The sequence below is a fragment of the Mesorhizobium sp. RCAM 06353 genome, from assembly GCF_059683585.1.
In genome coordinates this window covers 3,501,081-3,524,562 of record NZ_CM185031.1, presented here as the reverse complement: position 1 = coordinate 3,524,562, position 23,482 = coordinate 3,501,081, and the positions used below count along the sequence as shown (strand labels likewise).

The following is a 23,482-nucleotide window of genomic DNA, read 5'->3' as shown; positions in this document are numbered from 1 at the left end:
GGCATCATCATGCAGGCACAACCCCACATCCTCGTCGTCGACGACGACCGCGAAATCCGCACACTGCTCGGCCGCTACCTCGACGGCCAGGGCTTTCGCGTCTCGGTGGCAGCCGACCGGCGCGAATGCGAGCAGAAGCTGGCCGCCGGCCAGTTCGACCTCGTCGTGCTCGACGTCATGCTGCCCGACGGCTCCGGCCTCGACATCTGCCGCGCCTTGCGCGATCGCAAGCCGCATGTCCCCGTCATTCTGCTGACGGCGCTGAAGGAAGATGTCGACCGCATCATCGGCCTGGAGCTCGGCGCCGACGACTATCTCGGCAAGCCCTTCAACCCGCGCGAACTCACCGCCCGCATCCGCGCCGTGCTGCGGCGCGCGGCACCGGAAGAGGCGCCCGCTCCCCGCGCGCGCATCTACCGCTTCGCCAGCTACCGGCTGGAACCGGACACCCGCAAGGTGACGGACGCGCGGGGCGAGCTCGTCGACCTCACCGGCGCCGAGTTCGACCTGTTGCAGGTGTTCCTCGACCGACCCGGCCGGCTGCTGTCGCGCGACCAGCTGCTTGATCTCACGCAAGGCCGCGAACGCGACCCGCTCGAACGCTCGGTCGACGTGCTGATGAGCCGGCTGCGCCGCAAATTCTCCGACACCGGCGACGGGCCGCTGTTCAAGACCGTGCGCAATGGCGGCTACCAGCTGACCGCGCGTGTCGAGGCGGTGGAGGCGCAGGCGTGAACTCGCTGCGCCGAAGGCTGATCATCCTGCTGGTGGCCTCCATCATCGGCGTCGTCGGCCTCGCCACGACCGTGGCGATCAAGGTGCTTGGCGGGCCGTCGCCGGAACTGATCATGGGACCGGTTGCCCGTCAGGTCCAATTCATGGTGCAGTTGGTTCCGGGCCATGTGCCTGGCGCGGGCGATGCTCCGCTGACCATCCGCGACCACCCCGCCGATGGCCCGGTGGACCGCAAGCACACGCGCGTGCTCAACGACATCCTGCGTGATGACGGCCTCGGCCTCTCGGCCGTCGTCAGCCGTACTCCGGGCACTCCCGGCATGGTCGCGTCGGTGGCGCTTCCCGACAAACGCTGGATGATCATCGACGTCCCCGACTTCGACCCGCCAAGGGATGTCTGGCTGGTTCTCGCCGGCTGGATCACGCTGATCGCGCTCGGCGCCACCGCCGTGTCGGTCTATTTCACCTCGGTGCTCGTGCGGCCGCTCGAAATGCTCGAGGCGGCCGTCTCGAAGATCGGCTCGGACGGGCTGCTGCCGCAGTTGCCGGAAGAGGGCTCGGCCGAGGTCAGGGCGACGGCGCATGCTTTGAACCAGCTGTCGTCGCGGCTGCGCACGGCCATGGAAAGCCGCATGCGGCTGGTAGCCGCCGCCGGCCATGATCTGCGCACGCCGATGACGCGCATGCGGCTGCGCGCCGAATTCCTCGACGAAGACCGCGACAAATGGCTTCACGACCTCGACGAGCTCGACCGCATCGCCGACAGCGCCATTCGCCTGGTGCGCGAGGAGGTCAACCAGGACGCCGTCGAGCCGCTGGACCTGCGCAAGATGGTAGGGGATATCGAAGCCGAGATGGTCGCGCTCGGCCATGCCGTCTCGATCGGCCATCTCGACAAGGTGTCGGTGCGCGCCGGCGCGCTCGGCCTGCGCCGGGCGCTGCGCAACCTGATCGTCAACGCCGCCACCCACGGCAAGGCCTGCAGCATCGACCTCGCCGCCGCCGACGGGCGCGCCGTGCTGACCATTTCCGACAAGGGCCCGGGCATCCCGCCCGACCTCATCAACAAGGCCTTCGAGCCCTTCTTCCGCGTCGACCCCGGCCGCCAGCAATTCATTCCCGGCGCCGGTCTCGGCCTCGCCATCGCCAAGGAAATCATCGAGCGCTATGGCGGCACCGTGACGCTGGAGAACCGCAGGGGCGGCGGGCTGGCGCAGACCGTGGTGTTTGCGGCGGTGTGAGGCGTCGGCGAGCCATGTGGCCAGTCGACGAAAAAGGCGGCTATGCCGCACCGCGAAAGGCCAATGATTCCAATTCATTCGCCGGGCTGATCGGGATGAACCCAAATAGATAAAATGTAGATTTATCAAATTTCGAGGTTTTTTTAAAAAAACTCGAACGATTCCTGCCTTCCCGAGCAGAAGTGTCCCCAATCAACCAAAGCGAGCAGATAGACATAACTCGAACCAGGAGGTTGAAATGCCATAGAAAATCGCAAGACGCCGGAAAATAGAGGCTTTTTGCCAATTTCTAGCCTTGCTCACATAAGTATTTCAGCTTGCTATTTTTTTTGTGTTGCACTGCACAATGCCGTAGCCGATCCATCCGCCGGGGGACTCGTTTGCGACTGGACGTACGCCGTGGAGGATTCCGCCAGCTTGACGAACTTGAGCTGTCCATCCGTCGAATTCGTTCTTGGCTCGGATGGACGCGCAAGGCTCGGGTCTGACGATACCGGACCAAGGACAGCCATCGTCCGTCCTCGCCCGCCGCTCGAAGCGGCGAGGCGGCACGGACATCACGCAGGCGGAAGCCGCTGATGGCAAATGCCCGCGACATCCAACTGGATGCACTGAGGGCCATCGCAGTGACGATGGTGATGTACTCCCATTTCTTCGCCGCGGGAGGATCTTCGTTTTGGGGCCATATCGGCGTGCGGCTGTTCTTCGTGCTGAGCGGCTTCCTGATCACCCGCCTGCTGCTGGAAGCGCGCGCGGCCGCCGCGTTTGAAACCGGCCCGGCGCTGCGATCCTTCTACGTCAGACGGGCGCTACGGATATTCCCTCCCTATTTTGCCGTGCTGGGTTTCGTCTGGCTGTTTGATCTGGAGCAGTCCAGGGGATCGCTGGTCTGGCATGCGCTTTACCTGTCGAATTTCTGGTATGCGCTTCACAACAACTGGAACCCCTGGGTGCTGTGCCATTTCTGGAGCCTGAGCATCGAGGAGCAGTTCTATCTCGCCTGGCCACTGGTCGTCCTTTTGGCCCCACGCCGGCGTTTCGAACAGATCTGCATCGGCGTCATCGCCCTGTCGCTGGCCTATCGCTTTTACTGGCCGCTCACCGCCAACACGGCGCTGGCGCGCGACCTGCTGCCACCGGCATCCATGGATGCGCTGGCGACGGGCGCGCTGCTTGCCTGCTGGCGGTCCAGAGGTGCGGCCCTGCCGCAATGGATGCGGCTTGGCTGGCCTGCCTTCGCGGCCGCATTCCTTGTCATCGAATGGTTCGTCCCGGCGCCTGCCGATCCGGTGCTGGAATGGGCCCATTGGCTGGTGCGGCAAGTCCTGCCCCTGGTGCCGCTGATGGCCATCGTCGCCGCCTGTTCGAGCGGCCTTGGCGGCACAATCGGCAAGCTTCTTGACCAGCCGCCGCTGCTTGGTCTCGGCCGCATCAGCTACGGCGTTTATCTCTATCATCCGATATTGCTGTCGCTCGCCGTCAAGTCGCAGCCCTGGATTCCGCTCAATGTCTCGCAGCAAGGGCCAGGACGGTTCCTGGTTGCGGGCACCGCCACGATCGTCCTGGCTTCGATCTCCTGGATGGTTTTCGAAAGGCCGCTCAACAGCCTCAAGCGCCACTTCCCCTATGTCCGGCGTGCCCCGGCCGGTCATGCCGGCTGGTTTGCGAGGCCGGTGGGATCGCCCGATGGCCGCACGCCATCCCTCGACCTTCCGCGAACGGATGCGAGACGATGACCGCCGCGCCGCTCGTCTCCGTCCTGCTGCCGGTCTACAATGCCGGGCCCTACCTCGCCGCGGCACTGGAAAGCATCCTGCGGCAGGACTACCGCCGGCTGGAGGTCATCGCCATCGATGACGGGTCGACCGACAATTCGCTCGAAATCCTCGAGCGATGCCGGAAGGCCGACAGCCGCATTTCGATCATCTCGCGCGAAAACCGCGGCCTCGTCGCAACGCTCAACGAAGGGCTGGCGGTCGCCCGGGGCGAGCTGGTCGCGCGGATGGATGCGGACGACATCGCCTATCCCTGGCGCCTGTCGCGCCAGGTGGCGCTGTTCGAGCGGCGGCCCGAGCTCGGCTTCTGCGGCGCCGGCGTCGACATGTTGATCCGCGGCCGCATCGCCAGGGGTAAGCCCGATCCGGTGTTCCAGTTCGGCCGCATCCCTGTTTTGGCGATGTTCTTCACGATCTTCATGCACCCGACGGTCGTCTACAACAGGAAGGTCATCGAGGACGCCGCTCTCAACTACGACCCGACCTACAGGCACGCCGAGGATTTCGATCTCTTCCGGCGGCTGGCCGCTCGTTACCCGGCAGCCATGATGCCCGAAAACCTGCTCGTCTACCGTACTCATCAGGGGAGCGTGACCCACCGGCACAGCAAGGAGATGCGCAGGACGCATTTGCGCATCGTGGCCGAGAACCTCGAGCGCGAGGGCCTCGCGGAAGCCACGCGGGATCTGCGCGACATCGGCGAAGCGGTCAGCCACGACACGGTTACCCGAGCGGCCGACTTCATTCTCGCGCTGGAGGAACGGATCTGCTCGCTGCCGGCCGAGACGCGGCCGAGCTTCGAAGCTGGCGCGCTCAACCTGTTCTATTTCCTTTACCAGCTCGTCGCCGACGAAAAGCAGCCCCCACTGACGCATGAATTGCTGACGCGGACCGCGAAGTGGAACGCCATCCGGCGGCGCGAGAAATATGCGCTGCGGCCGGGCGCCTGGGCGCCCTGGCTCAGCCGCGCCTCGCTGTCGGCCGGCAAGCAAGCGGACGCCGTGGAATACTTCTTCAAATCCGCGCCCGCCGCGGCGGTTCTGGCATCTCATCAGGTGGGCTAGAGGAATGACCGTCAAAGCCCACCAACCCTTGCGGCGCGATCGTTCGACGGCGCTTGGCGCCGTCTCGGTCGGTCCGCGAGCGGAGCGATCAGGCCCGGAAGTCAGCTTCATCATATGCACGCGCAACCGCGTCGCCGTGCTCGAGGCCTGCATCAAGTCGGTGCAGGCCGCGTGCCGTGCCCATGCCGGCTTCGCCGCCGAACTCGTGGTCGTCGACAACGGCTCGAGTGATCGCACGGCGGAACGCCTGGCCAGCATCGCCGCTATGTCGGACATCCCATTCACGCCCGTTTGCGAGCCACGCCCCGGACTGGCAGCTGCCCGCAACGCCGGCTTGAGGCGCGCGCGTGGCCGGGTGCTGGTCTTCGTCGATGATGATTGCGCGGTGCATCGCGACTATTTGCGGGATCTGGAGCGGCACTATGCGTCCGGCGAGCAATGGCTCATCCGAGGCGGCAGCGTCGAGCTTGGCGATCCCCGGGATTTGCCGTTCACGATCAAGCGATCGCGGGTACGCGAGCGGTTGACGCCGGATGTTCATCCCGGCGGCTTCGTGCTGGGCTGCAACATGACCATGCACCGAGACGTCGCGGCCCGCATCGGCTATTTCGACGAACGCTTCGGCGCCGGCGGGCCGTTGCGCTCGGCGGAGGATACCGATTACCTCGTGCGGGCGATGCTGCTCGGCATCGCGGTCGAGTACGTGCCTGATATGACGATATTCCATCATCACGGCCGACGCGATCGCAAAGCCATCGAAAAGCTCCATCGCGACTACAGCCTGGGCAATGGCGGGCTCTGCGTGAAGCATATTCGCCATGCGCCCTGGCTGCTTCGCCATTTCTACTGGGCCGCGAGAGCGGCTTTCCGGGAATGGATGGGCGGGCCGGCGTTCGATCGTGAACTGAGGCTGTCGCACTGGCCGATCGTCGGCATGAATGTGCTCGGCGCGGCCAGATTCGCGGTTCTCCTGCTGGCGAGACGGCCACAGGTCGAGCCGGTGCGGCAGGATCAACAAGCCAATGCCGAGGCACCGCTCTGATGGCATTGCTCCCGCCTAGCCTGCCGATGCTGTTCCGCGCGTTCGGAAAGCGGCAACTGCGCCTGCTTCCGGCCGTGGTGGTTCTCGGCCTGGTCGGCGCCGCCCTCGAAGGCTTCGGCATCGGCCTGATCATCCCGCTGCTGGGCATCATCATGGGACATGGGGATGCGGCGGGAATGGCTGGTTTCCCGGCAATCCTCCAGCACGTCGGAGCCAGCCTGAGCGAGCGCGACCGGCTTGTCGTCATTTCAGCCGCCATCCTCGGCTCGATCCTCCTGAAGAACCTTTTCGCCTTCGCCAACACGCTGCTGACGACCTTCATTTCCGGCAAGGCCAGTCATTCGATCCGCAGCGCCTTGTCGGAGCAGCTGTTGCGGGTCGGCTATCCCTTTTTCCTGCGACAGAGCCCCGGACGGCTGCTCAACATCATCTCCAACGAATCCTGGCGGGCATCGGATGCGATCCAGATCATGCTCTCGGCAATCGTCAGCGCATCGGCCGCCATCATCCTCCTGGCTTTCCTGCTCCTGCTTTCGTGGCGCATGACGCTGCTGGTTACGCTCGGACTGGCGCTCGTCCAGATCGCGCACGCCGTCCTCTCGGCCAATCTGAAGGAGCCGAGCCGCAGCGTCGCTTCGCGCAACGGCCACCTCGCCTCGCAGATGCTGCATCTGGTGCATGCCGGACGCCTCATCCGCATCTTCGGACAGGAGAACCGGGAGAAGGCTATTTTCGATGCAGCATCGGACGGGGTCCGCCGCGCCTCCTTCGTCCTGCAGGTCCGCCAGGGCGCGTTGCCGCCGCTGACGGAGGTTCTGCACGCCATGCTGTTCCTGGCGGTGGTGATTGGCGCCTGGCTGGCGCAAGTGAGTTTCCCGCTGATCATCGCCTTCGTCATCCTGCTCTACAGGCTGCAGCCGCATATGCGGGCCCTGCAAGGGTCGTGGAGCCAGTTGCAGGGCCTGAGCGGATCGCTGGAAGAGGTGACATGGATGCTGGACCCCACGGACAAGCCCAAGCCTCCGCAAGGCGACGGGCCGTTCCACGGTCTGGGCAAAGGCATCAAGTTCGATGACGTGACGTTCACCTATTCCGGCACGGACCAGCGTGAGGTCGTGCTGCATGCGGCGACGTTCGATATCCGCGGCGGTCGCTCGACGGCGCTGATCGGCCGCTCCGGCGCCGGCAAGACCACCATCGCCAATCTCCTGTGCCGCTTCGTGGAGCCGGATACTGGCCGAATCCTCGTCGATGGATCACCGCTCGACGGGATCGACGCCAGCCAGTGGCGGCGCCACATCGCGCTCGCCAGCCAGGAGTTGGAGCTGGTCGATGGCACCATTTTCGACAACATAACCTACGGCCAGGACGCGGCGACGATCGGCGATGCCGAGCGCGCCGCGAGACTGGCCGAAGCGCATGAATTCATCGAACGGCTGCCTCAGGGCTACGAGACGCTCGTTGGCTACAGGGGCGTCAATCTGTCGGCCGGACAGAGGCAGCGGATCGCACTGGCCAGGGCCCTGGTGCGCGATCCCGATCTGCTCATCCTCGACGAAGCCACCAATGCGGTGGACGGCTTGTCGGAAGCAGCCATCGTCGAGACCCTGAAGTCGAGGGCGGGACGGCGCACGACCATCGTCATCAGCCATCATCACAGCACCATCTCGTTCTGCGACGACGTGGTGATCCTGAGCGGTGGCCGGGTGAAGAAGCAGGCCCCTTTCGGCGCCCTGGCATCGCTCTCGATGGACGAGCTTTACCAGCATGAACCGCTTGACTGACATGGGTTCGGGCAGCGATTCTCGGTGCGGCCTCGGCCATCCGAATCACGAGACCCGGGAATTGCCGCAGGCACCCTGCGCGATCGCACCAATGCTATGCGGTGCCCGGACTCGCTACCGTTGTTTCGCGGCGGACCTGTCGATCCGCCCGGGCCGGTGCCCATTGGTTTACTCTCCAGATGCGGTGCCGGCCCCCCTCTTGGGCTCCTCGCCCCACAGAAATTGGGGAGCCGAAGGACGGGCGAGGCCCGTGGCTCCCGCAAGGTGGCTCGAGCGAAGCCCGGGACGGAGAGCGGGAGCGAAGCGACGTCGCGGCAGCCTTGGAAGGGTGAAGTCAGCTACGGCGCCACGCGGAGGTTCCTGGGGATGCGCCGCCTGCCCGCTGCACGTGCCTTTTCCGCCACCACGCCGGCAATCTCGACCACGCCGCCCTCGCGCGGTCTGCCGTTGGTGGCTTTGTGGAGCCGCTCGTAGGGCAGCAATTCCTTGATCCGGGCATTGAGTGACGCGATCTCGGCTTTGAGGTCGTCGCACTCCTGCCTCTGGACATCGAACTGTATCTGTTCCGATGCCTGTTGCAGCGTAAGCTGCGAGAGATTGGCATTCACTCTCGAAAGGCTCATCTTGTCGTTTTCGTTCTCGCGGGTGAGAGCGGACAATCTTTCGTCGGCGATTTTCTTTTCAGCCAGGGCGTCGTTCAATTCAGTCTTCAGCCTGGCGATTTCGCCGACGGCCTCGCTGTTCTCGTTCGACGCCTGCTCCAGCCGCGATTGCAGGTCCTCGATCTCCGAACGCAACCCGCGCATTTCCGCCTCGCCGCGAGCCAGCTCGGCTTCCCTGTCACCTTCCATCATGCGGGACGCTTCGGTTGTTTCCGACAGCTTCGCCTGTGCGGCCTCGAGTGACTTTTGCAGCCGCATCCCCTCTATCTCGCTCTTGCTGAGCGCGGCCTGCAGGTTCGCAAGCCGTGCTGCCTCGCTGGCATGGATCGCCGAGAGCTCGTCGAGCCTATGGCGCGCCTGGGATTCCCGCTTCAGCGCCTTGTCGAGATCGAGCGACAGGCTGACATGCTTTTCCCGCAGCATCTTGCTCTCGCGCAGGCGCCTGTTGGCCTGGACCGTTTTGGCAGTCACCTGCTTGGCGATTTCGCCGAACTCCGCGTCGCGTTTTGCGCTCGCATTGGCTGTCTCCACGAGTTCCAGCCTTACCGCGGCAAGCGCTGCGCGGAGCGCCTCCCGGTCCTGAACCAGGCTTGCCTCGCGCTGCTGCTGCAGGTCGAAAGCGCCTTCGCGCTCGCGCAGCTTTCTCACCGCGTCGTGCAGCTTTTCCGACAGCGTTCTTTGTTCCGCGGCCAGGTCGGCATTTGCGAGCTCCAGCTCATTGGCGCGAAGAATGTCGCTGTGCAGGATGTGGAGGTATTCGCGCGTCAAATGGTGCGAGGTCGCGATCTCCGACAGCTTTCCGGTGATCTCGTCCATATAGTCCCTGGCGTCATGAAAGAGGCCCTCGAAGGCACTCAGCGCAGCCAGGCGGGTCTGGGTGTGGGATGTCTGTCGACGCCCGGCCTCGGGACTGTCCGTATTGTCCGCACTGTCCGGATTTGCCGCTTCCGCCTCGGGCGGCGAGCCATCAGATCCTGCCGCCATATCCGAGACATCGCCGCTCTTTGGCGCCTCGTCCTCGGTGCCTAGATCCGATGCCAGCGCGTCCGCCAGATCGACCTGCAGCTCCTGGAATGCATTGTCTACGTCTTCAGCACGCTTGATCAAGCCCTTGAAGTTCATGTCCGAACTCCCTTTCCCAGCTCTCTACCCTGTACTTAACGAATTGCTAATATGACCTTACATCTGAGGGCTACGCAGGGGAAGCCCCCCTTGGCGGGAGACATTTTGGGGAGATCCGGGCGTTGGAATGCCGCCGGCAACCATGCCGAGAGCGTGGGAAAGCCTGGGTTCACGGATGTGGAGAGGTGGCTCGGGCGAAGCCCGAGACGGAGCGGGGGGATGGCGCGGCCTTAACGAATATCGAGGAAGCCCGCCAGCGGCGCAGCCCCTCTCCGACCGCTTCGCGGCCACCTCTCCCCCGCTTCGCGGGGGCGAGGAAATGGCGTCGGCGCTACCCAGCGATCGCCATCGGCACCGCGCTCTTGTTGGGGATCTGGATATCGATCTCCAGCGTCGACATGGTCTCGCCCCTGTCCATCGAGACCTGCAGGTAATCCTGGTCGATCTGCACATGCTTGGCGATGACGGCCATGATCTCCTCGCGCAGGATGGAGACGAGGTCGGGCTGGTTGCGGTTGCGGCGCTCATAGGCGAGCAGCACTTGCAGCCGCTCGCGCGCCACCGGCGCGCTGGAGCGCCGCTTGAAGATGTCGAGCAGGTTCATGCCGCCCTCCTTCCCAAAAGACGATCGAGGAAGCCCTTGCGCTCGAAGGGCACGATGACAGGCAATTGCTCGCCCTCAAGCCGCCTTGCGGCCTCGATGTAGGCCTTGGCGGCCGTGTTGAGCGGCTCCGACAGCGTCACCGGCGAGCCGAGGTTGGAGGCGCGCAGCACATCCTGGCTTTCCGGAATGATGCCGAGCAGCGGCACCGACAGGATTTCCAGCACATCGTCTATGCTGAGCATTTCGCCGCGCGCGGCCCGCCCCGCGTCATAGCGGGTGACCAGCACATGTTTGGCGATCTGCTCGCCCTGTTCGGCGCGCATGGTGCGGGCGTCGAGCAGGCCGATGATGCGGTCGGAATCGCGCACCGACGACACTTCCGGATTGGTGACGATGACCGCCTCGTCGGCAAAGCGCATGGCGAGCTGTGCGCCGCGCTCGATGCCGGCCGGGCTGTCGCAGAAGACGTAGTCGAACACCGAGCGCAGCTTGTCGATGACTTCGCCGACGCCTTCCTCGGTCAGCGCATCCTTGTCGCGCGTCTGCGAGGCCGGCAGCAGGAACAGCGTGTCGACCCGCTTGTCGCGGATCAGCGCCTGCGACAGCTTTGCCGTGCCCTGGATGACGTTGACGAGGTCGAACACGACGCGCCGTTCCGCGCCCATGATCAGGTCGAGATTGCGCAGCCCGACGTCGAAATCGACGAGCGCCACCTTCTTGCCGGTCTTGGCCACGGCCGCTCCAAGCGCAGCCGTCGAGGTGGTCTTGCCGACGCCCCCCTTGCCCGAAGTGACCACCACTACCTTGCCCATTGAAAAGCCTCCGTTGTTATCCGTTTATTGCTTGGCCGGCTTGCCGGCCTTTCTTCAGTCAGCGGTCAGTCAACTCAAAGTCTCGACGCGCAGGCCGTCGCCGTCGAGGAAGGCCTGCACCGGTTTTCCACGCGACACCCCTTCCATCTCCTCGGCGGTGATGTACCAGCCGTCGACCGACAAAAGCTCGGCCTCGTTGCGGCGGCAGAAGATGCGCGCGCTGGTGTTGCCCAGCGCACCCGCCGAAGCCCGCCCGCGCAGCGTGCCATAGACATGGATCGAGCCGGCGGCGACGATCTCCGAACCGGACGCGACCGAGCCGAGCACGATGACATCGCCATGCGGATGCATGATCGCCTGGCCGGAACGGATCGGCGCCTTGATCATCAGCGTGCCCGAATCGTAGTGCGAAACCTGCGGCTCGCTTTCCTCGGTCTTGCTTGCGCCAGCCTTGCCCTTCGCAACGCCGGCAGTATCCGTCCGCGCGTCCATGCGGTGGTCCGGCGCCCTGCCCTCGGCGGCCTTGCTGTCCGATGTGCCGGAACCCTCTTGCCCACCCTTGCGGCCAGGCAGCAGCCCATCCGTCGTCGCCTCCTTGGCGCCGACCAGCAAAGGCGGCAGCTCGGGGCCAAGCGAGGCCCCCTCGAGCTCGATGGCGTAGATGCGGATGCCCCGCGTACCAAGCTCCGCAACCAGCGCCGCGATCTCGCTCGGCGCGGGCTTGAGCACGTTCAAATCCAGCAACACCGGCCGCCCGGCAAAATAGCCCGGCGAGTTGCCGATCCAGTGATCCAGCCCCTGCAGCCACTCCGCCATGGGCGCTTCCGGGGTCAATGTGAAAGCGACGAAAGAACGGGCACGAAAGCGAATGGATTTGGCCTCGAGGGGAGCGGCAAAGGTCACGGCTGGCGAATCCTTACTGAGAGGTAAACGCTAGCGAGGGAATGGTTAACGAATGGTTAATGAGGGGGGAGGGGGGGAGGCTCCTGACGGATCCCACGAAAGCTAACAGGTTTACTAAACGTAAGGTGTGAATACTTGGCGCGACCGTTCAGCCCCAACGCTTATATGTCCAACATTGGAAGGATCGAAATTGGTCGCTTACTCAGGCCGCTGGCTTCACAGTTCGCCTTCCGATCCGCCGCCCCCTGCGAGGAAGCCGCCGCCGAGGACGTGAAGCACCGCGAAAACGATTGTCGATCTGACTGAGTGTCTCCGAAGCGGCATAAGCATTGGCATCAAGTAAGTCCTCAAAAATCTCAATGCCGACGTCACGTGTGTGGGGGCCGAGCCGATGCAAAGTAATGGCAATATCTACCAGTTCCGGCGCGGCTGCTGAGGTAGCGGTACGGAAATCTCCAAGATCCTGCCGCCATTTGGTAGTAAGCGCCTTAGCTATCTTAGCAACAAGCTGCGCTTGGTGGGGTAACAACGACTGTAGTCTGTCGACTACGAATGTGGACTCAAATGAAGACTGAAAAGGAATGCGATCGGCTATCGCCTCCAGCAACCGTACCCATTCAGGTTCCGATGAGATGTCGTCGACGAGGCGAAAGATGTCAATGACCGCAGACCATGTCGCATCATCGGCACTAGGGATGATGCGCTCCAATAGTTTGGATGCGCGATCCTTCTTTTCTGTCTCAGCCCAAACGTTTACGGCCGCATAAACAGCCCCAACGCGCGCGAATCCTGCCTCTTTATTCAGTATCTCCTCTATCATTACATTAGGCCAGTCAAGGTCTGGCTGCATAAGCCAAACAAGGGTGGCTAGTTCACCGAATGCCTGCTGAACAAGCATGGCCTTGTTGGACTTCCAAGCTGAAAGGATGGATTTAACGAAATCAGGGACTACCCAGTGCGCATAAGCCAGAAAGATCGCTGCTTCGCGAGTATGAGCAAGGCCAGGGTATTTCTCAAATAAATTTGTCAGAAAGGCTTCAAAGACGTGGGTATCCTTGGGTCGAATGTAAGCGAGCAAGCGCAACAAGGATGCCCACACCTTCTCATCCTCAGAGTGTTCAAGATGCCCCAATAGAAGAGAGAGAAGTCCATCGTAATCCTGCCTTTGCAGATGAATGCGAATTAACGCCTCGAGAATAGGAAAATTTCCATGCGGAAGAATTGAAATTCCACCCGTTCCCCACAGCACACTACCTGCATGATCGCTGGCTTTCTTCTGATCATTTGACAGAAGGACATCCTCAAGAGAGTTCTCATCGCCATCCTCTGGCGGGTCGTTATCCGCGTTCTGGAGAAGTATGCGCTTGTCATTATTCAGCCAACCCGCAAGCAAACTAAGTATTTCATTATCGATATTGACATCTCGCCTAATAAGGCGCTCAAGCGCTCGTGCCACGTTACCGTGATACTCTTCGCCAGAAAATCCCCTCGCCTCCAGCTGATGTATGAGGGCAAGAACTAACTTCGGCGACGCCTGCTCAGACATCGTATCTAAAGCGTATCCTGCCGCGCGAGTACCAATGTCAGGCGTCATCTTACTGAGGATAGCAACCGCCCGCTCCGGGCTTGCTTTAGCAAAATCAGAAAAGGCACGTGCTAGTTGTATATTGCCACCCTTCATAAAATCTTTGGGGTTGTCCCAACCGGTCGCGTCGGGCAACTGACGAAACGCATTGATCACATCCTCGTCCTTAGCCCGACCAAAGTCTTCGGCAGACATAGTAGGACCAATCCATTTGGCTTCTGAGAATACGACTCCAGAGGGCGGATCACCAAATCGGCGTCTTTGCTCTTCTACAAAATCAATCGCTTCTTTCGAAAGGCGCTGGCGAGGAAGCACTTCCATAAGTCGGAACTTTAGGCGATCGCGATAGCGTCTGAAATTGCGGCGTTGGTCTGCTGTATTGCGCCAAGCCGCGGGTCTCGGGGAGTACGCGAGTACTTCCTCGACGAACCTACCTAGTTGATCTTTATCCCAAAACGGGGCGCAAGCCTTCACCAACCGCTTCGTGGTGCCCTCGACGTCTTCTACTCCGCCAAGGTGGAGTCGTCGTTTATCGGAAAGCAGAAATTGAAGCGCGGTTGGAGAGAATTTTTCAGGGAAGACTGCCAGCGTGTGAGCGAATAGCCTCTGAGCAGGCGCAGCGTTTTCACTACCATTCTGTTCCAGCCATCCCAAAAAACCCTGAGGATCCGTCTCGGCTAAACCCTCCACCGCAATTCGTAGCGCACCTAAGAGAGCGTATTCTCCCAATCCAAGAGAGTGTTCGCCTTCGAACCTAAAGTCGAGTGAATACTGAAGTGGAAAACCTAAGTCAGATTCATTGTCCTCATAGGTTCTGAGAGCGGCGAAGACCTCTTTGAACCACGGCCAAAAGAGGGACACAAAACTCTTAGGGTCCTGCTTAGCTAGAGATTCAAGGCCTTCCCAGCCATCAGATTGTTCGACGACCTTCGTCAATGGCTCTTGTGGCGATCTGTCAAGATATCCGGCAAGGTAGCCCTCTTCCTTTCCTGATCTAGGAAGGCGTGCCCGCCGCCCGGCTTCAGCCAAAGCGTCCTTCCATAGCAGCAGCACTCTTGATAGCGCTAAGCGCATCGCCACGAGTGGTTGTTCAACGCCGAGCGTCATTATGGTTTGATCAAATGCAAAGGGGGCGATAGAGGTCCGCGACAAGATAGTGGAAGCCATATCGAGATGGGCATCGGACCACGCAGGCGCCTCTTCGAGGACGGTCCACGTGTACCCGTCGTAGTCTTTGTTGGGCAGCCAATACTTCTCCAGAAGCGCCGTAACCCTGTCCGACTTGGATGACCAGGCTCGGCGCAAGATGATTGCTGCGACATTGGCTTCGTCCGCTTTGATCATGGCCTCCGGTATGATGGTGCCGGCATACCGTGTGAACCATCCGGGACTACCAATTATTGCTTGCAAGCAGGCGCGGCGGTCAGCGGAATTGATCGACTGATCCATCAGGACCCCCTCGCCCTCCACGGGGCTGGATTGTTGCCCCATGAATTCGATCAGCAGATAACGCAGGTGTCGGCGAAGATTTTCATACGACCAGATTGCGGTTAGTTCCGTTAGATAGGCGGGCTGTTCAACCGCCCTAAGATAAGTGAGTGCTGCCCACAATTTGGGGCGAATGAAGAGTGATGACTCACGATCGAGAACGTAGCTCGACAATCTTCCCTCCTTTTGTGCGAAGGCACGCGCGAGTGCATACTCGAAGACGGTCTGATGAGAGAACCCGACGCTACCCGGCGTGCCGGGGTTAGTAAGAATTCCGTTGGCGAGCAGCTGCTCAAGGTCGGTCGCTTGGTCGTCGTACTTCGATGCTGCAATCCAAAGCGTTTCCCTTTCTGCCATGTCTTCGGCGATGCGACCCGCCAACCGTGCTACGCGACCGCCGTTCGGTTGGGAGATGATGCGCTCCTGCCAAAGTTTTTCGAGCATTGCCTGGTAGGTCAGAAACGGTTCTACTGTCGCCTTGTCGGCAAATAAGAGGAAAGTGGCGAGGGCCTGTGGCGATCGCATCACCTCCTGTGCATCATTCGGCCACCCGTCAGCTTTAATACCTTTGGATTCAAGTATCTTAAGGATGTGGCTCCAAGCGGGCAGTTCGAGGTTCAGACTGTCTGCCTGTACCGTCTTTAGGCGGGTATCGTGAGCAAATTCGAAAGCGCGTGCTGACAGCACGACGTGGATGTTTCGGCGCAGGCCGAGTTTACGAACCAAATTCAATAGTACGCTCAACCGTCCTGTGCGGAGGTCCACATATCCCGCAAGGGCGTCGAGCTGATCGATAACTAAGACCACAGGTCCCAGCAGACTAAGGCGCATAAGTATCGCGGCTGGGTTCTCCGAGAGATGAAGGTTCTTTCGCAGATCATCTTCTGTAGCGACCGCCGTGTCTAAAAGATCAGCCTTGATCGCCAGAAACGGTACACCTTGGTCTTTCAACGTATGCGCGAAACGAGCCAGGAGCGCAGTCTTACCTGATCCAGGATCACCAATAATAGCAATTGTAGATCCCACGTCACCATCAAGTATCTCTAGAAGCTTACTTAATTCTGGCCTGTCTATCCATGTTTTGTCGGGTAGAGTCTGCGGCCAATCCATAAGCGGACCGGACGCAGCAACCAGTGAGGATTGCGCATCGGATATCGCCCGATACTCCTCCTCAGTCATCACACCAATGAGTGTGGCTTGGAACTTATCCGTCAGAAAGTGGCGAACCTCCGGCGTGTCCAATTTAGTCACGTCTCCGTCCTCACCGCTGAGAATGAGTCGGAACGAACCCGCTTCGGTGCCTACGATTTCGAGCTTATCGTCACCGATTAGCTTCCGGAGCGCTGCCAAGATAGCGGCTTGGCGCTCCGGAGGAAAATCTACCTCAGATCCCTTAAAGTTCATTACAAATGTCGATGTAATAGATGACCTCTGCTCTAATGTTTCCTGCAAGGCAGATGTTTCAGGCCCGCGTGTCCTCGAGGGACTGGCAATTCTTGGTATAACGGGTTGACGCTCATAGGTCATTCCCCAGAGATCAACAACGGCAAACCCAAACGCCGCTGCATGGACCGCGGCTACAGGCTGATGGACAACATCCAATTCCGGCTGCTTGTTCTTGCGCTGGTCTGATATCCCCCGAATTACGATGCCCGGCGTTCTCTCGCGCTCAGCGACAAAGAGGAAACCGTACCCTTCCATCTCAACGGCGAAGGAGTCGTTGTAGTGTTTGGTTATCTGGGCCTCAAGCTCCGAGTCTGGATCTGCGGAGACCGCTTCAACGGAGATAATCGGGGCTATGAGCGCATTTGGTGGACGAGGCTTGGGATAGAGACCATCCTCTGGAAGTTGTCCTTTGAGCGGAGGCCGAATGCGGGTTTGCCACTCACCGTCCCTTTCGATCTTCTTGGCAATATTGACAAGACGGATGTCGACAGTTCGAACGTCGGGCCGACTGTTGAAGGCGCCCTCGGCCCACTTGCCTCCATACGCCATATAGACTTCACTGGAAGCCACGACGGCGCCGACGATGGCCTCAGGCTTGCGACCACCGGCGATACCCACAAACAAGGACAATTCAAAGGGACCGAACTCGGAGAATGCATTTTGCGCCACTCCTTGGGCCTCGTGTGTTCCAGCGCCGCTCTCTGCGAACATGACGAGCCAATCCACACCATTAGATGAAAAATGGCCGAGTTCCAAAAATGCGCCGTCGCGGGCTACAGCATGGCCAAGGTGCGTGACGTGCGCACGAACCGCTCTGGTCTCCAAGGCCAGGGCCGTCACAACGAGAACTCGGCGCCAACCTTTTGCATCGGCGTCTAGAAATATCTGAGCGGATCTTTGTTGCGACACCGCCGACCAGCCTATTCCGTACCAAACCGTTGCATCTTGTGGCCCAGCTTTCGAGCCTTTGAGCGCAGATAGTCCTCGTTGTCGGGGGTAGGTTCGCTTTCAAGAGAGCAGCGATCAACGCTAAGTCCCTCTCGCTCCAAACCTGCTACTTTACGGGGATTGTTGGTGAGTAAAATGCAATCGGTAACGCTAAAATAGCGAAGCACGAAGGCCGCTCGTTCATACGTGCGAGGGTCAAGGGGAGATCCAAGTTGTTCGTAGGCTTCTGCCGTGTCGATCCCCGTAGTAGCCGTCAAGTTCATCCCACGAATCTTTGTAAGGAGGCCTGCGCCGCGCCCATCACAAAGCATGTAAATAAAGATGCCTCCGGAGACGGCGATACGAGCAAGACTTGTCTCAAGTTGCCAATGGCAATCGCAATCGCGGCTTTCGAATATCTCGCCAGTGTAGCAGGCGCTTTGCACCCGAACTAATGGGCGCGTTTCCGGCCCCTCGGCTAGCAGAGCTAGCACGTTGTCCTGTTCGTTCTCCGACCAGGAAAATACGTAGAGACGAAAAGTGCCGTAGCGTGTCTTTAGAGGAGAACTAGCGATCTCCGGTTCAGCCAAGCTCATTGGTCACACCGGCAAGGCCCTTTGCCCCATTTGAAACGAGAGCGTCTGGTTCTGGAACAAGACCCTCCCATTGTTCATGCACTCTAAATGCAATGTCGGATACTTTTTGTGCCAGCAATTTCTCCGGATCCGCAGTCAACCCATAGTCGCCTAACTTGAAGTCAAAATAGGATTTTTCCCTTTCGAGTTCCCGCTGGCCGCGGCGATAAATTGACCAAAGTCGCTGAGGTTTTCGCAGCTGCAACCACGATGTTAGCCCGGCGGCTAACACGGATAGCGAGGCTGGTACAACTTTCGCCCATAAATCGTCGTGACCCAACGTCACAAATAGAGGCGTCATTAACGTGCAAGCGATGGTTAGACTAAAGCACCATTGGGATTCTGCTTTGTTATGGTCTGCCTTCTCACGCAAACCTCCACGTAACGCCGAATAGTAGTCTACAGCAGAGGTGAATCCTTCATTCGGCAGTGTATTATCTCGACGCCAGCCCACTTGTAAGCCCCCCTTCATTGGAGAATGGCATAGCAGAGACACTTCTGGCTCGCCATGCTCATATGCTAAAAATACAAGAAGAATTGGGGCGCCCTACACATCAATTGTGAGCGATCAGCGCTTTCCTTTCGAGAAATGCCCGATTAAGCCCTGCTGCAGAAGCGCTAGCCAGCGCCTAGCTTCGGTGCCGAGGCGCCATGCCGGGCTCAAGGTCGTGGTGGTGCAGCTGCCATAGCCCCTCGCCTCCCCATCTGGCTCTCCGCCGCCCGCATTGCTTGTCGCGCTGCCGCTGCTGAAGGTAATCGGCGCCGAGCCCATCCAGCGAGATCGCGCCGGTATCCGCGATTGCCAGCATGAACATACCGCCGACAATGGTCAAATCGAAATGCAGCAGTTCGTTCTGACTAGTGAGGCTAGAGGATTTGCCGTTGCCATACCGCCCCACCTGTCGCGTGCGGTTGGCGAGATTGCAACTTGCTGCAATGGCTTTGCGAACGGCACGTCCCTCCAAGGCCCACTCAATACCACTTGAAATACAGCACCTCCCGCTCTTCCTTCTCCGCCGCCTCCCTCGTCTCAAAAGTCCCCAGGCTCCGCCTTTTCCGGTCTTCTCGCCGTGCCGCTGCGCCAGCGATTCAAAAAAAATCGAGATGCGGTGTCGGATCTACGCCCAGTCAACCGTCTTACAGCAGGCGCCTGGACTGGCATCCCGACAACGAAAGGAACGATCGATGAGCAAGAAGATTTTCGTGAGCCTGCCGGTGAGCGACGTGAAGGTGTCCATGGCGTTCTATGAAGCTCTCGGGTTCAAGAACAATCCCGGGTTCACCAGCGAGACGGCCGCGGGGATGGTGTGGAGCGACCACATCAATTTCATGCTGCTCAGCCGTGAAAAATGGCAGACCATGACCACGCGCCCCATCCCGCCATCAACCTCCAGCGAGGTCATGCTGGCGCTGTCGCTCGACAGCCGCGAGGCGGTCGATGCGATGGCCACAGCCGCTGCCGCGAACGGTGGCACCGCCGACATCAATCCGATCGAGGATCATGGCTTCATGTATACACGCGACCTCGCTGATCCCGATGGCCACGCCGTGGGCGCGATGTGGATGGATTTTTCCGCAATGCCTTCCGGCGACAAGGCGGAGGAAGGGCGCAGCCTGCAGTCTTAGAGAATTGGCGGTGCGGCTGAACGCCAACTGCGTTCGCACCCGCAACACGCTGATTGTCTCGACAGGGCCCGAGAGCCCACCCTCCGCTTGAGGCGTACTGCCTGAGATCGCGGCGCCGGGCGCACTTCGTGTTCTGGCAGGGTATCCTGCCACACCCAGCTTACTTTGCCGAGATTCCGATCAGCTCAGGGATTTTTGCTAGCTGCCGGAACCGCTTGTTGATGGCGAAGTTCAACTCCTATCAACACAGGAGTGACTCGCCGTGAACACCTTAGATACAGACAACCTTTCGGGATCAGGAATCGCCAACGAGAACGGCTGGCAGGGCAATGCGGGCACTGAACGTGCCAGCGACAGCAAGGAAGCGCTCGGCAAGTTGAAGACGAGTGCGGCAGAAACCGCCGCGCATCTGAAAGATGCGGCGGCTTCAGTGTCGAGCGACGCCAGGGACTATGCCGGGTCTGTGGCATCCAATGCCGCCGGCGCCTTCAAGGACGCCGTCGAGTCCAACAAGACCGCAGGCGCCGATGCGATCGCCAATATCGCCCATTCCGTGAAGGACGCGGCCGACGGCATCGAGAAGCAGTCGCCCCAGGTTGCAAGCATGGTGCGCAATGCTGCCGAAGGCGTCGAGCGCATCTCGACCGATATCAGGGACCGCAATGTCGGCGAATTGCTCGATTCCGTCACCAAGTTCGCGCAGCGCCAGCCGGCCGCCTTTTTCGGCGTCGGCATCCTCGCCGGCGTGGTGCTGACGCGGATCATGCGAAGCTCCGATCGGTCCTGAGAAGGACCACGCGCATGGATGACGGAATGGATCACCGGCCATTCGGGAGCGTGCTCAGCGAAGCTGTAAGCCAATTTGCTTCGTTGATGCGCCTCGACCTTCGCCTGCTCGAAGCGGAGATGCGGGCCAAGACCACGACGATCGTGTCGTCGGGCGCATGCGGCGTGGCTGCCGCCATGTTCTTTGTCCTGGCAGCATTCGCCCTGGTTCAGTTCCTCATCCTTGCGATGATCCATTTTGGGGTCGGCGCGATGTTCGCCTGCCTGATCGTCGGCGCCGTTTTGATCGTCGCAGGGATGCTATCTCTGCATTTGGCCAGGCGCGCGCTGATCGGATGGACCATCACGCCCGTAGAAACCGTCAACCAGGTGCGGACAGACCTCGCAACCTTGAAGCAGGGGATACGCTATGGCTCAACCCAGCAATGAGATCCGGGATATACTGGTGCAAAGCCGCGCTGAACGGCAAGCGCTGTTTGGGCCGGTCAGCGAGTTGAGCCGCAGGCTCCAACCCAGGCATCTGGTGCAAGCCTCCACTCACTACGCCAAACAGAAGGTGATCGGGGTCCTTGGTGGCGTCTCCGATGCCGTCAAGGAGAATGGTGGCACCGCGGCCGCTGTGGCCCTGGGTGCCGTTGCTGTCTTCGATGCCGGCAGGAGAAGCGCTGGCGGCAATGTCGCCGCCGGACATGCGGGCGCGGACATTGAAACACTTGCCAGCGGCGGGCATGCCGATGCTGGACCAAGCCGGTACCACGCACTTCCGCGAAGTGGCCTGTCAAACCTCGAGCGAGCCAAGGTCATAGCCGGCTCCGCAGGAGGGCTATTTCTCGGCCATCTCATCGGCCGTGCATTTCAGCCAACAGCCAAAGAGCAGGCGCTGTTCGGCAAGGCAGCCGACGAAGTCCGGGACGTGGCGGCCCAGTTTGTCAGTGAGCACAAGCGCGGCGCTAAACTTGCGGCGGCCGAGGCCTTTGGCTTCGCGCGGTATAGCGCCGCCTTCTTGGCTGTCCTGGCGTTGGCGAGCGATTATTTCGTGCGTAATGAAGAGGTACGCAAGCCGCCCGACGCGTGATTGCCGGACAGCGTCAGGCGCACTTCTTGCGTTCAGCCCCCTCGAGCTTACCAGCGAGGCGACCGCGGTCATGGATACGGCACAAAGCAGTCGTTCGGCCCGCAGGTCGCGGCGGCACGAATGGGTCAGAGGCTCTATTGCCGGGCGACGACAACGAAACCGCGGGTCTTGTTGTCGTTGTCGCTGTCGGTGGTGTTCATGGCCGTGAAGAGGTCGCTCGCCGAGACCCAGACAGGTGGATATTTATAGCGCGCGACGTCCAGGATCAGGAATCGATCCGACTTGGAATCGTAGGCTGCAAGCGGCGATATATGACCGCCCTTTTCCTGGCCCATCGCCTTGCGCAGATAGTTGACGATGACGAAGCGCCCCTTGTCGCTGAGCGCCGCTCGCGCCATTTTCCGAAAATCGTCCAGCGACGTATCCGCGGCGTGATAGACGGAAGCCGAGACCCCCTTCGTGGCGAGGATGCCCCCAATCTGGTCGAGCGTCATGCCGATCATTGCCAGCGTGACTCGGGGCAGCACCGTGTCGGTCTTTTCATCCAAAACATTGTCCTGGGTGAAAGTGCGGTAGGGCTGGTATTCCGCCACCTCGGGCGCCGGCACGCCAAGCGAGTTGAGCACCATCACGATGCTCGCCACGCCACAGAACGACTGCGTTTTCTGGGTTAGGAAATTGCTGGCGAGAGCAAAATAGGCTTCGCGGGCGTCACTCTCAACGAGATAGGCTTCTCCTTGATCGGTGTCGAACCCGGTCAGGTTGTCGGGAAGCCGCAGCGTCTCAGCCGGCGCCGATGACAACGAAAGTGCAAAACAGCAAGCGGCAAGTGCATACCGGAGATGTCGCATGGAAGTGCTCCCAAACGGTGCACGATTATCGCACATTTCAGGGTGCAAGTGAACGCCGCGCGCCCCAAGGCAGTGCTCCGCTTGTGGTGCAGGGACCAACGACAGCGGAGGCCGAACGTCCGATGTATGATGTGTGATGCCGTGAGTTGACCCGTTCCGGTCGTCGCATCCCCTCACCGGCAAGAACGTCCTCGCTCAATCGAAGTGCGGCCGAGCGCAGATTCCCCACCCTTTCAAAACGGATGCACGACCCAACGACACAGGGTATGTTGCCCCGTCTGGCCAAGGTCATCGAAGGGGGAGGCATGACATGCAGGCAATGCCGATAGCGCATCAGGCCGCGCAACCCGTGGCCCGTCCCATATCCTCCTTGGCCGGCTATCCGGCCGCCGTCCTGTGCTGGCTGCTTTCGGCTGGCGTCTATATCGCGGCCAAATGGGTGGCGCCTGAAATGCCGCCCTGGGGCCTCTGCTTCTGGCGGCTGACGCTTGCCTGCGCCATCCTCCTGCCGATCGTGCACCGTCATCACGACGCGATGATCGGGCTTTTGCGAACGCGCGCCGTGGAGGTCGTCGCCGTGGGGGCGATCGGCCTCACGCTCTGCCAGGGTATGATCTACCATGGCCTCAACCACACTGACGCCACCACGGCCGGCATCATCATGGCGCTGTCGCCTGTCATGACGATGGTGCTCGCCCGTTTCGTGCTTGGCGAGCCGCTCGGGCTGTGGAAATCGCTTGGCGCGCTGGTCGCGCTTGCCGGGATGATTTTCATCGTTGCCCACGGCAACCTGACGGCGCTGCTGCAACTGAAGGTCAACGCCGGCGAGTTGTGGATCGTCGGCAGCGCGTTCTGCTGGGGCCTCTACACCGTGCTTTTGCGCCGTGCCAAATTCGGCATCGAAATGCTGCCGATGGTCGTGCTGCTGCTCGGCGCCGGTGCGCTGGTCGCCTTGCCTTTCCATTTGTGGGAATTGTTCAACGACGAACGCTCCGCCATGAACGTCCACAGCATTCTCGCGCTCGCCTATCTGGCAGGCCCCGGCGGCGCCTTGATGTACTACCTCTACAACAAAAGCGTGGAAACGCTCGGCGCGAGCCGGGCAAGCATGCTGCTCTACCTGCAGACGGTGTTCGTGGCCATTCTCGCCTATCTTCTGCTCGGCGAGGGCTTGCACGATTACGATCTGGTCGGTGCGGCCTTCATCGTCGCCGGCATCGTCCTCACCACCGTGGTAAGGCCAGCTCAACCACGCCTGGCGTAGACATCTTGCGAGCGACGGCAGGGCCGTGAGCTTGGCCAACCGATGTCGGCTTTTG

20 protein-coding genes are annotated in these 23,482 nt (G+C 60.8%); 11 read left to right on the top strand and 9 right to left on the bottom strand.

Annotation, left to right across the window (positions count from 1 at the left end; all coding sequences use genetic code 11):
- Positions 1-9 precede the first annotated feature (9 nt).
- The 6 genes from AC56QX_RS16995 (at position 10) to AC56QX_RS16970 (ending at position 7,641) form a co-directional block, all read left to right on the top strand.
- Complete coding sequence (locus tag AC56QX_RS16995) at positions 10-735, top strand: response regulator (RefSeq protein ID WP_497117536.1); 726 nt, start codon at positions 10-12, stop codon at positions 733-735.
- Entirely contained in the window at positions 732-1,976 is a 1,245-nt protein-coding gene (locus AC56QX_RS16990; RefSeq protein WP_497117534.1) for an ATP-binding protein, read from the top strand. The genes AC56QX_RS16995 and AC56QX_RS16990 overlap by 4 nt, the downstream gene beginning before the upstream one ends.
- A gap of 578 nt (positions 1,977-2,554) precedes the next feature.
- Positions 2,555-3,712, top strand: coding sequence for an acyltransferase family protein (locus AC56QX_RS16985; RefSeq protein WP_497117532.1), 1,158 nt, complete (start codon positions 2,555-2,557; stop codon positions 3,710-3,712).
- Positions 3,709-4,815: a glycosyltransferase family 2 protein gene (locus AC56QX_RS16980; RefSeq protein WP_497117530.1), complete on the top strand. Its 1,107-nt coding sequence runs from the start codon at positions 3,709-3,711 to the stop codon at positions 4,813-4,815. Before AC56QX_RS16985 ends, AC56QX_RS16980 begins: the two co-directional genes overlap by 4 nt.
- Positions 4,816-4,819: 4 nt before the next feature.
- Positions 4,820-5,857, top strand: a complete 1,038-nt coding sequence (locus tag AC56QX_RS16975) for a glycosyltransferase family 2 protein (RefSeq protein WP_497117529.1) — start codon at positions 4,820-4,822, stop codon at positions 5,855-5,857.
- Positions 5,857-7,641: an ABC transporter ATP-binding protein gene (locus tag AC56QX_RS16970; protein WP_497117527.1), complete on the top strand. Its 1,785-nt coding sequence runs from the start codon at positions 5,857-5,859 to the stop codon at positions 7,639-7,641. Before AC56QX_RS16975 ends, AC56QX_RS16970 begins: the two co-directional genes overlap by 1 nt.
- 338 nt (positions 7,642-7,979) lie before the next feature.
- On the opposite strand, the gene AC56QX_RS16965 is transcribed toward AC56QX_RS16970, so the two are convergent.
- The 8 genes from AC56QX_RS16965 to AC56QX_RS16930 all read right to left on the bottom strand — a co-directional run bounded on the left by AC56QX_RS16965 (position 7,980) and on the right by AC56QX_RS16930 (position 18,790).
- A complete protein-coding gene (locus AC56QX_RS16965) occupies positions 7,980-9,425 on the bottom strand; it encodes a coiled-coil domain-containing protein (RefSeq protein ID WP_497117526.1) in 1,446 nt (481 codons plus the stop codon).
- Between the two features lie 331 nt (positions 9,426-9,756).
- Complete coding sequence (minE, locus tag AC56QX_RS16960) at positions 9,757-10,029, bottom strand: cell division topological specificity factor MinE (RefSeq protein ID WP_497117525.1); 273 nt, start codon at positions 10,027-10,029, stop codon at positions 9,757-9,759.
- On the bottom strand, positions 10,026-10,841 hold the full coding sequence (gene minD / locus AC56QX_RS16955; RefSeq protein WP_497117524.1) for a septum site-determining protein MinD: 816 nt from the start codon (positions 10,839-10,841) through the stop codon (positions 10,026-10,028). Before minD ends, minE begins: the two co-directional genes overlap by 4 nt.
- A 69-nt stretch (positions 10,842-10,910) precedes the next feature.
- Positions 10,911-11,744: a septum site-determining protein MinC gene (gene minC, locus AC56QX_RS16950; protein WP_497117522.1), complete on the bottom strand. Its 834-nt coding sequence runs from the start codon at positions 11,742-11,744 to the stop codon at positions 10,911-10,913.
- 202 nt (positions 11,745-11,946) lie between these two features.
- Complete coding sequence (locus AC56QX_RS16945; protein ID WP_497117521.1) at positions 11,947-17,103, bottom strand: phosphorylase family protein; 5,157 nt, start codon at positions 17,101-17,103, stop codon at positions 11,947-11,949.
- 80 nt (positions 17,104-17,183) lie between these two features.
- Positions 17,184-17,786 (bottom strand): GTP cyclohydrolase II RibA, encoded by a 603-nt coding sequence (gene ribA / locus AC56QX_RS16940; protein ID WP_497117518.1) that lies wholly within the window; start codon positions 17,784-17,786, stop codon positions 17,184-17,186.
- Positions 17,773-18,279, bottom strand: a complete 507-nt coding sequence (locus AC56QX_RS16935) for a DUF4231 domain-containing protein (RefSeq protein ID WP_497117508.1) — start codon at positions 18,277-18,279, stop codon at positions 17,773-17,775. The genes ribA and AC56QX_RS16935 overlap by 14 nt, the downstream gene beginning before the upstream one ends.
- 175 nt (positions 18,280-18,454) lie before the next feature.
- Complete coding sequence (locus AC56QX_RS16930; RefSeq protein WP_497117506.1) at positions 18,455-18,790, bottom strand: hypothetical protein; 336 nt, start codon at positions 18,788-18,790, stop codon at positions 18,455-18,457.
- A gap of 220 nt (positions 18,791-19,010) precedes the next feature.
- Between AC56QX_RS16930 and AC56QX_RS16925 the strand changes: the two genes are divergently transcribed.
- The 4 genes from AC56QX_RS16925 (at position 19,011) to AC56QX_RS16910 (ending at position 21,312) form a co-directional block, all read left to right on the top strand.
- Positions 19,011-19,451, top strand: coding sequence for a VOC family protein (locus AC56QX_RS16925; RefSeq protein ID WP_497117504.1), 441 nt, complete (start codon positions 19,011-19,013; stop codon positions 19,449-19,451).
- Positions 19,452-19,713: 262 nt separating this feature from the next.
- Complete coding sequence (locus AC56QX_RS16920; RefSeq protein WP_497117502.1) at positions 19,714-20,238, top strand: hypothetical protein; 525 nt, start codon at positions 19,714-19,716, stop codon at positions 20,236-20,238.
- 14 nt (positions 20,239-20,252) lie between these two features.
- Positions 20,253-20,666, top strand: coding sequence for a phage holin family protein (locus tag AC56QX_RS16915; protein ID WP_497117501.1), 414 nt, complete (start codon positions 20,253-20,255; stop codon positions 20,664-20,666).
- On the top strand, positions 20,647-21,312 hold the full coding sequence (locus tag AC56QX_RS16910; protein WP_497117499.1) for a hypothetical protein: 666 nt from the start codon (positions 20,647-20,649) through the stop codon (positions 21,310-21,312). Before AC56QX_RS16915 ends, AC56QX_RS16910 begins: the two co-directional genes overlap by 20 nt.
- Positions 21,313-21,446: 134 nt before the next feature.
- Here the strand turns inward: AC56QX_RS16910 and AC56QX_RS16905 are convergent, their stop codons facing one another.
- A complete protein-coding gene (locus AC56QX_RS16905; protein WP_497117497.1) occupies positions 21,447-22,211 on the bottom strand; it encodes a phytochelatin synthase family protein in 765 nt (254 codons plus the stop codon).
- A gap of 262 nt (positions 22,212-22,473) precedes the next feature.
- On the opposite strand from AC56QX_RS16905, the gene AC56QX_RS16900 reads away from it, so the two are divergent.
- Positions 22,474-23,427: a DMT family transporter gene (locus AC56QX_RS16900; protein WP_497117495.1), complete on the top strand. Its 954-nt coding sequence runs from the start codon at positions 22,474-22,476 to the stop codon at positions 23,425-23,427.
- The last annotated feature ends 55 nt before the right edge of the window (positions 23,428-23,482 follow it).

Excerpts from the sequence above, each read along its gene's own strand:
- AC56QX_RS16995 (WP_497117536.1), top strand. The coding sequence starts at position 10 with ATGCAGGCACAACCCCACATCCTCGTCGTCGACGACGACCGCGAAATC.
- AC56QX_RS16985 (WP_497117532.1), top strand. The coding sequence starts at position 2,555 with ATGGCAAATGCCCGCGACATCCAACTGGATGCACTGAGGGCCATCGCA.
- AC56QX_RS16980 (WP_497117530.1), top strand. The coding sequence starts at position 3,709 with ATGACCGCCGCGCCGCTCGTCTCCGTCCTGCTGCCGGTCTACAATGCC.
- AC56QX_RS16975 (WP_497117529.1), top strand. The coding sequence starts at position 4,820 with ATGACCGTCAAAGCCCACCAACCCTTGCGGCGCGATCGTTCGACGGCG.
- AC56QX_RS16970 (WP_497117527.1), top strand. The coding sequence starts at position 5,857 with ATGGCATTGCTCCCGCCTAGCCTGCCGATGCTGTTCCGCGCGTTCGGA.
- AC56QX_RS16965 (WP_497117526.1), bottom strand. The coding sequence starts at position 9,425 with ATGAACTTCAAGGGCTTGATCAAGCGTGCTGAAGACGTAGACAATGCA.
- minE (WP_497117525.1), bottom strand. The coding sequence starts at position 10,029 with ATGAACCTGCTCGACATCTTCAAGCGGCGCTCCAGCGCGCCGGTGGCG.
- minD (WP_497117524.1), bottom strand. The coding sequence starts at position 10,841 with ATGGGCAAGGTAGTGGTGGTCACTTCGGGCAAGGGGGGCGTCGGCAAG.
- ribA (WP_497117518.1), bottom strand. The coding sequence starts at position 17,786 with ATGAGCTTGGCTGAACCGGAGATCGCTAGTTCTCCTCTAAAGACACGC.
- AC56QX_RS16925 (WP_497117504.1), top strand. The coding sequence starts at position 19,011 with ATGAGCAAGAAGATTTTCGTGAGCCTGCCGGTGAGCGACGTGAAGGTG.
- AC56QX_RS16915 (WP_497117501.1), top strand. The coding sequence starts at position 20,253 with ATGGATGACGGAATGGATCACCGGCCATTCGGGAGCGTGCTCAGCGAA.
- AC56QX_RS16910 (WP_497117499.1), top strand. The coding sequence starts at position 20,647 with ATGGCTCAACCCAGCAATGAGATCCGGGATATACTGGTGCAAAGCCGC.
- AC56QX_RS16900 (WP_497117495.1), top strand. The coding sequence starts at position 22,474 with ATGCAGGCAATGCCGATAGCGCATCAGGCCGCGCAACCCGTGGCCCGT.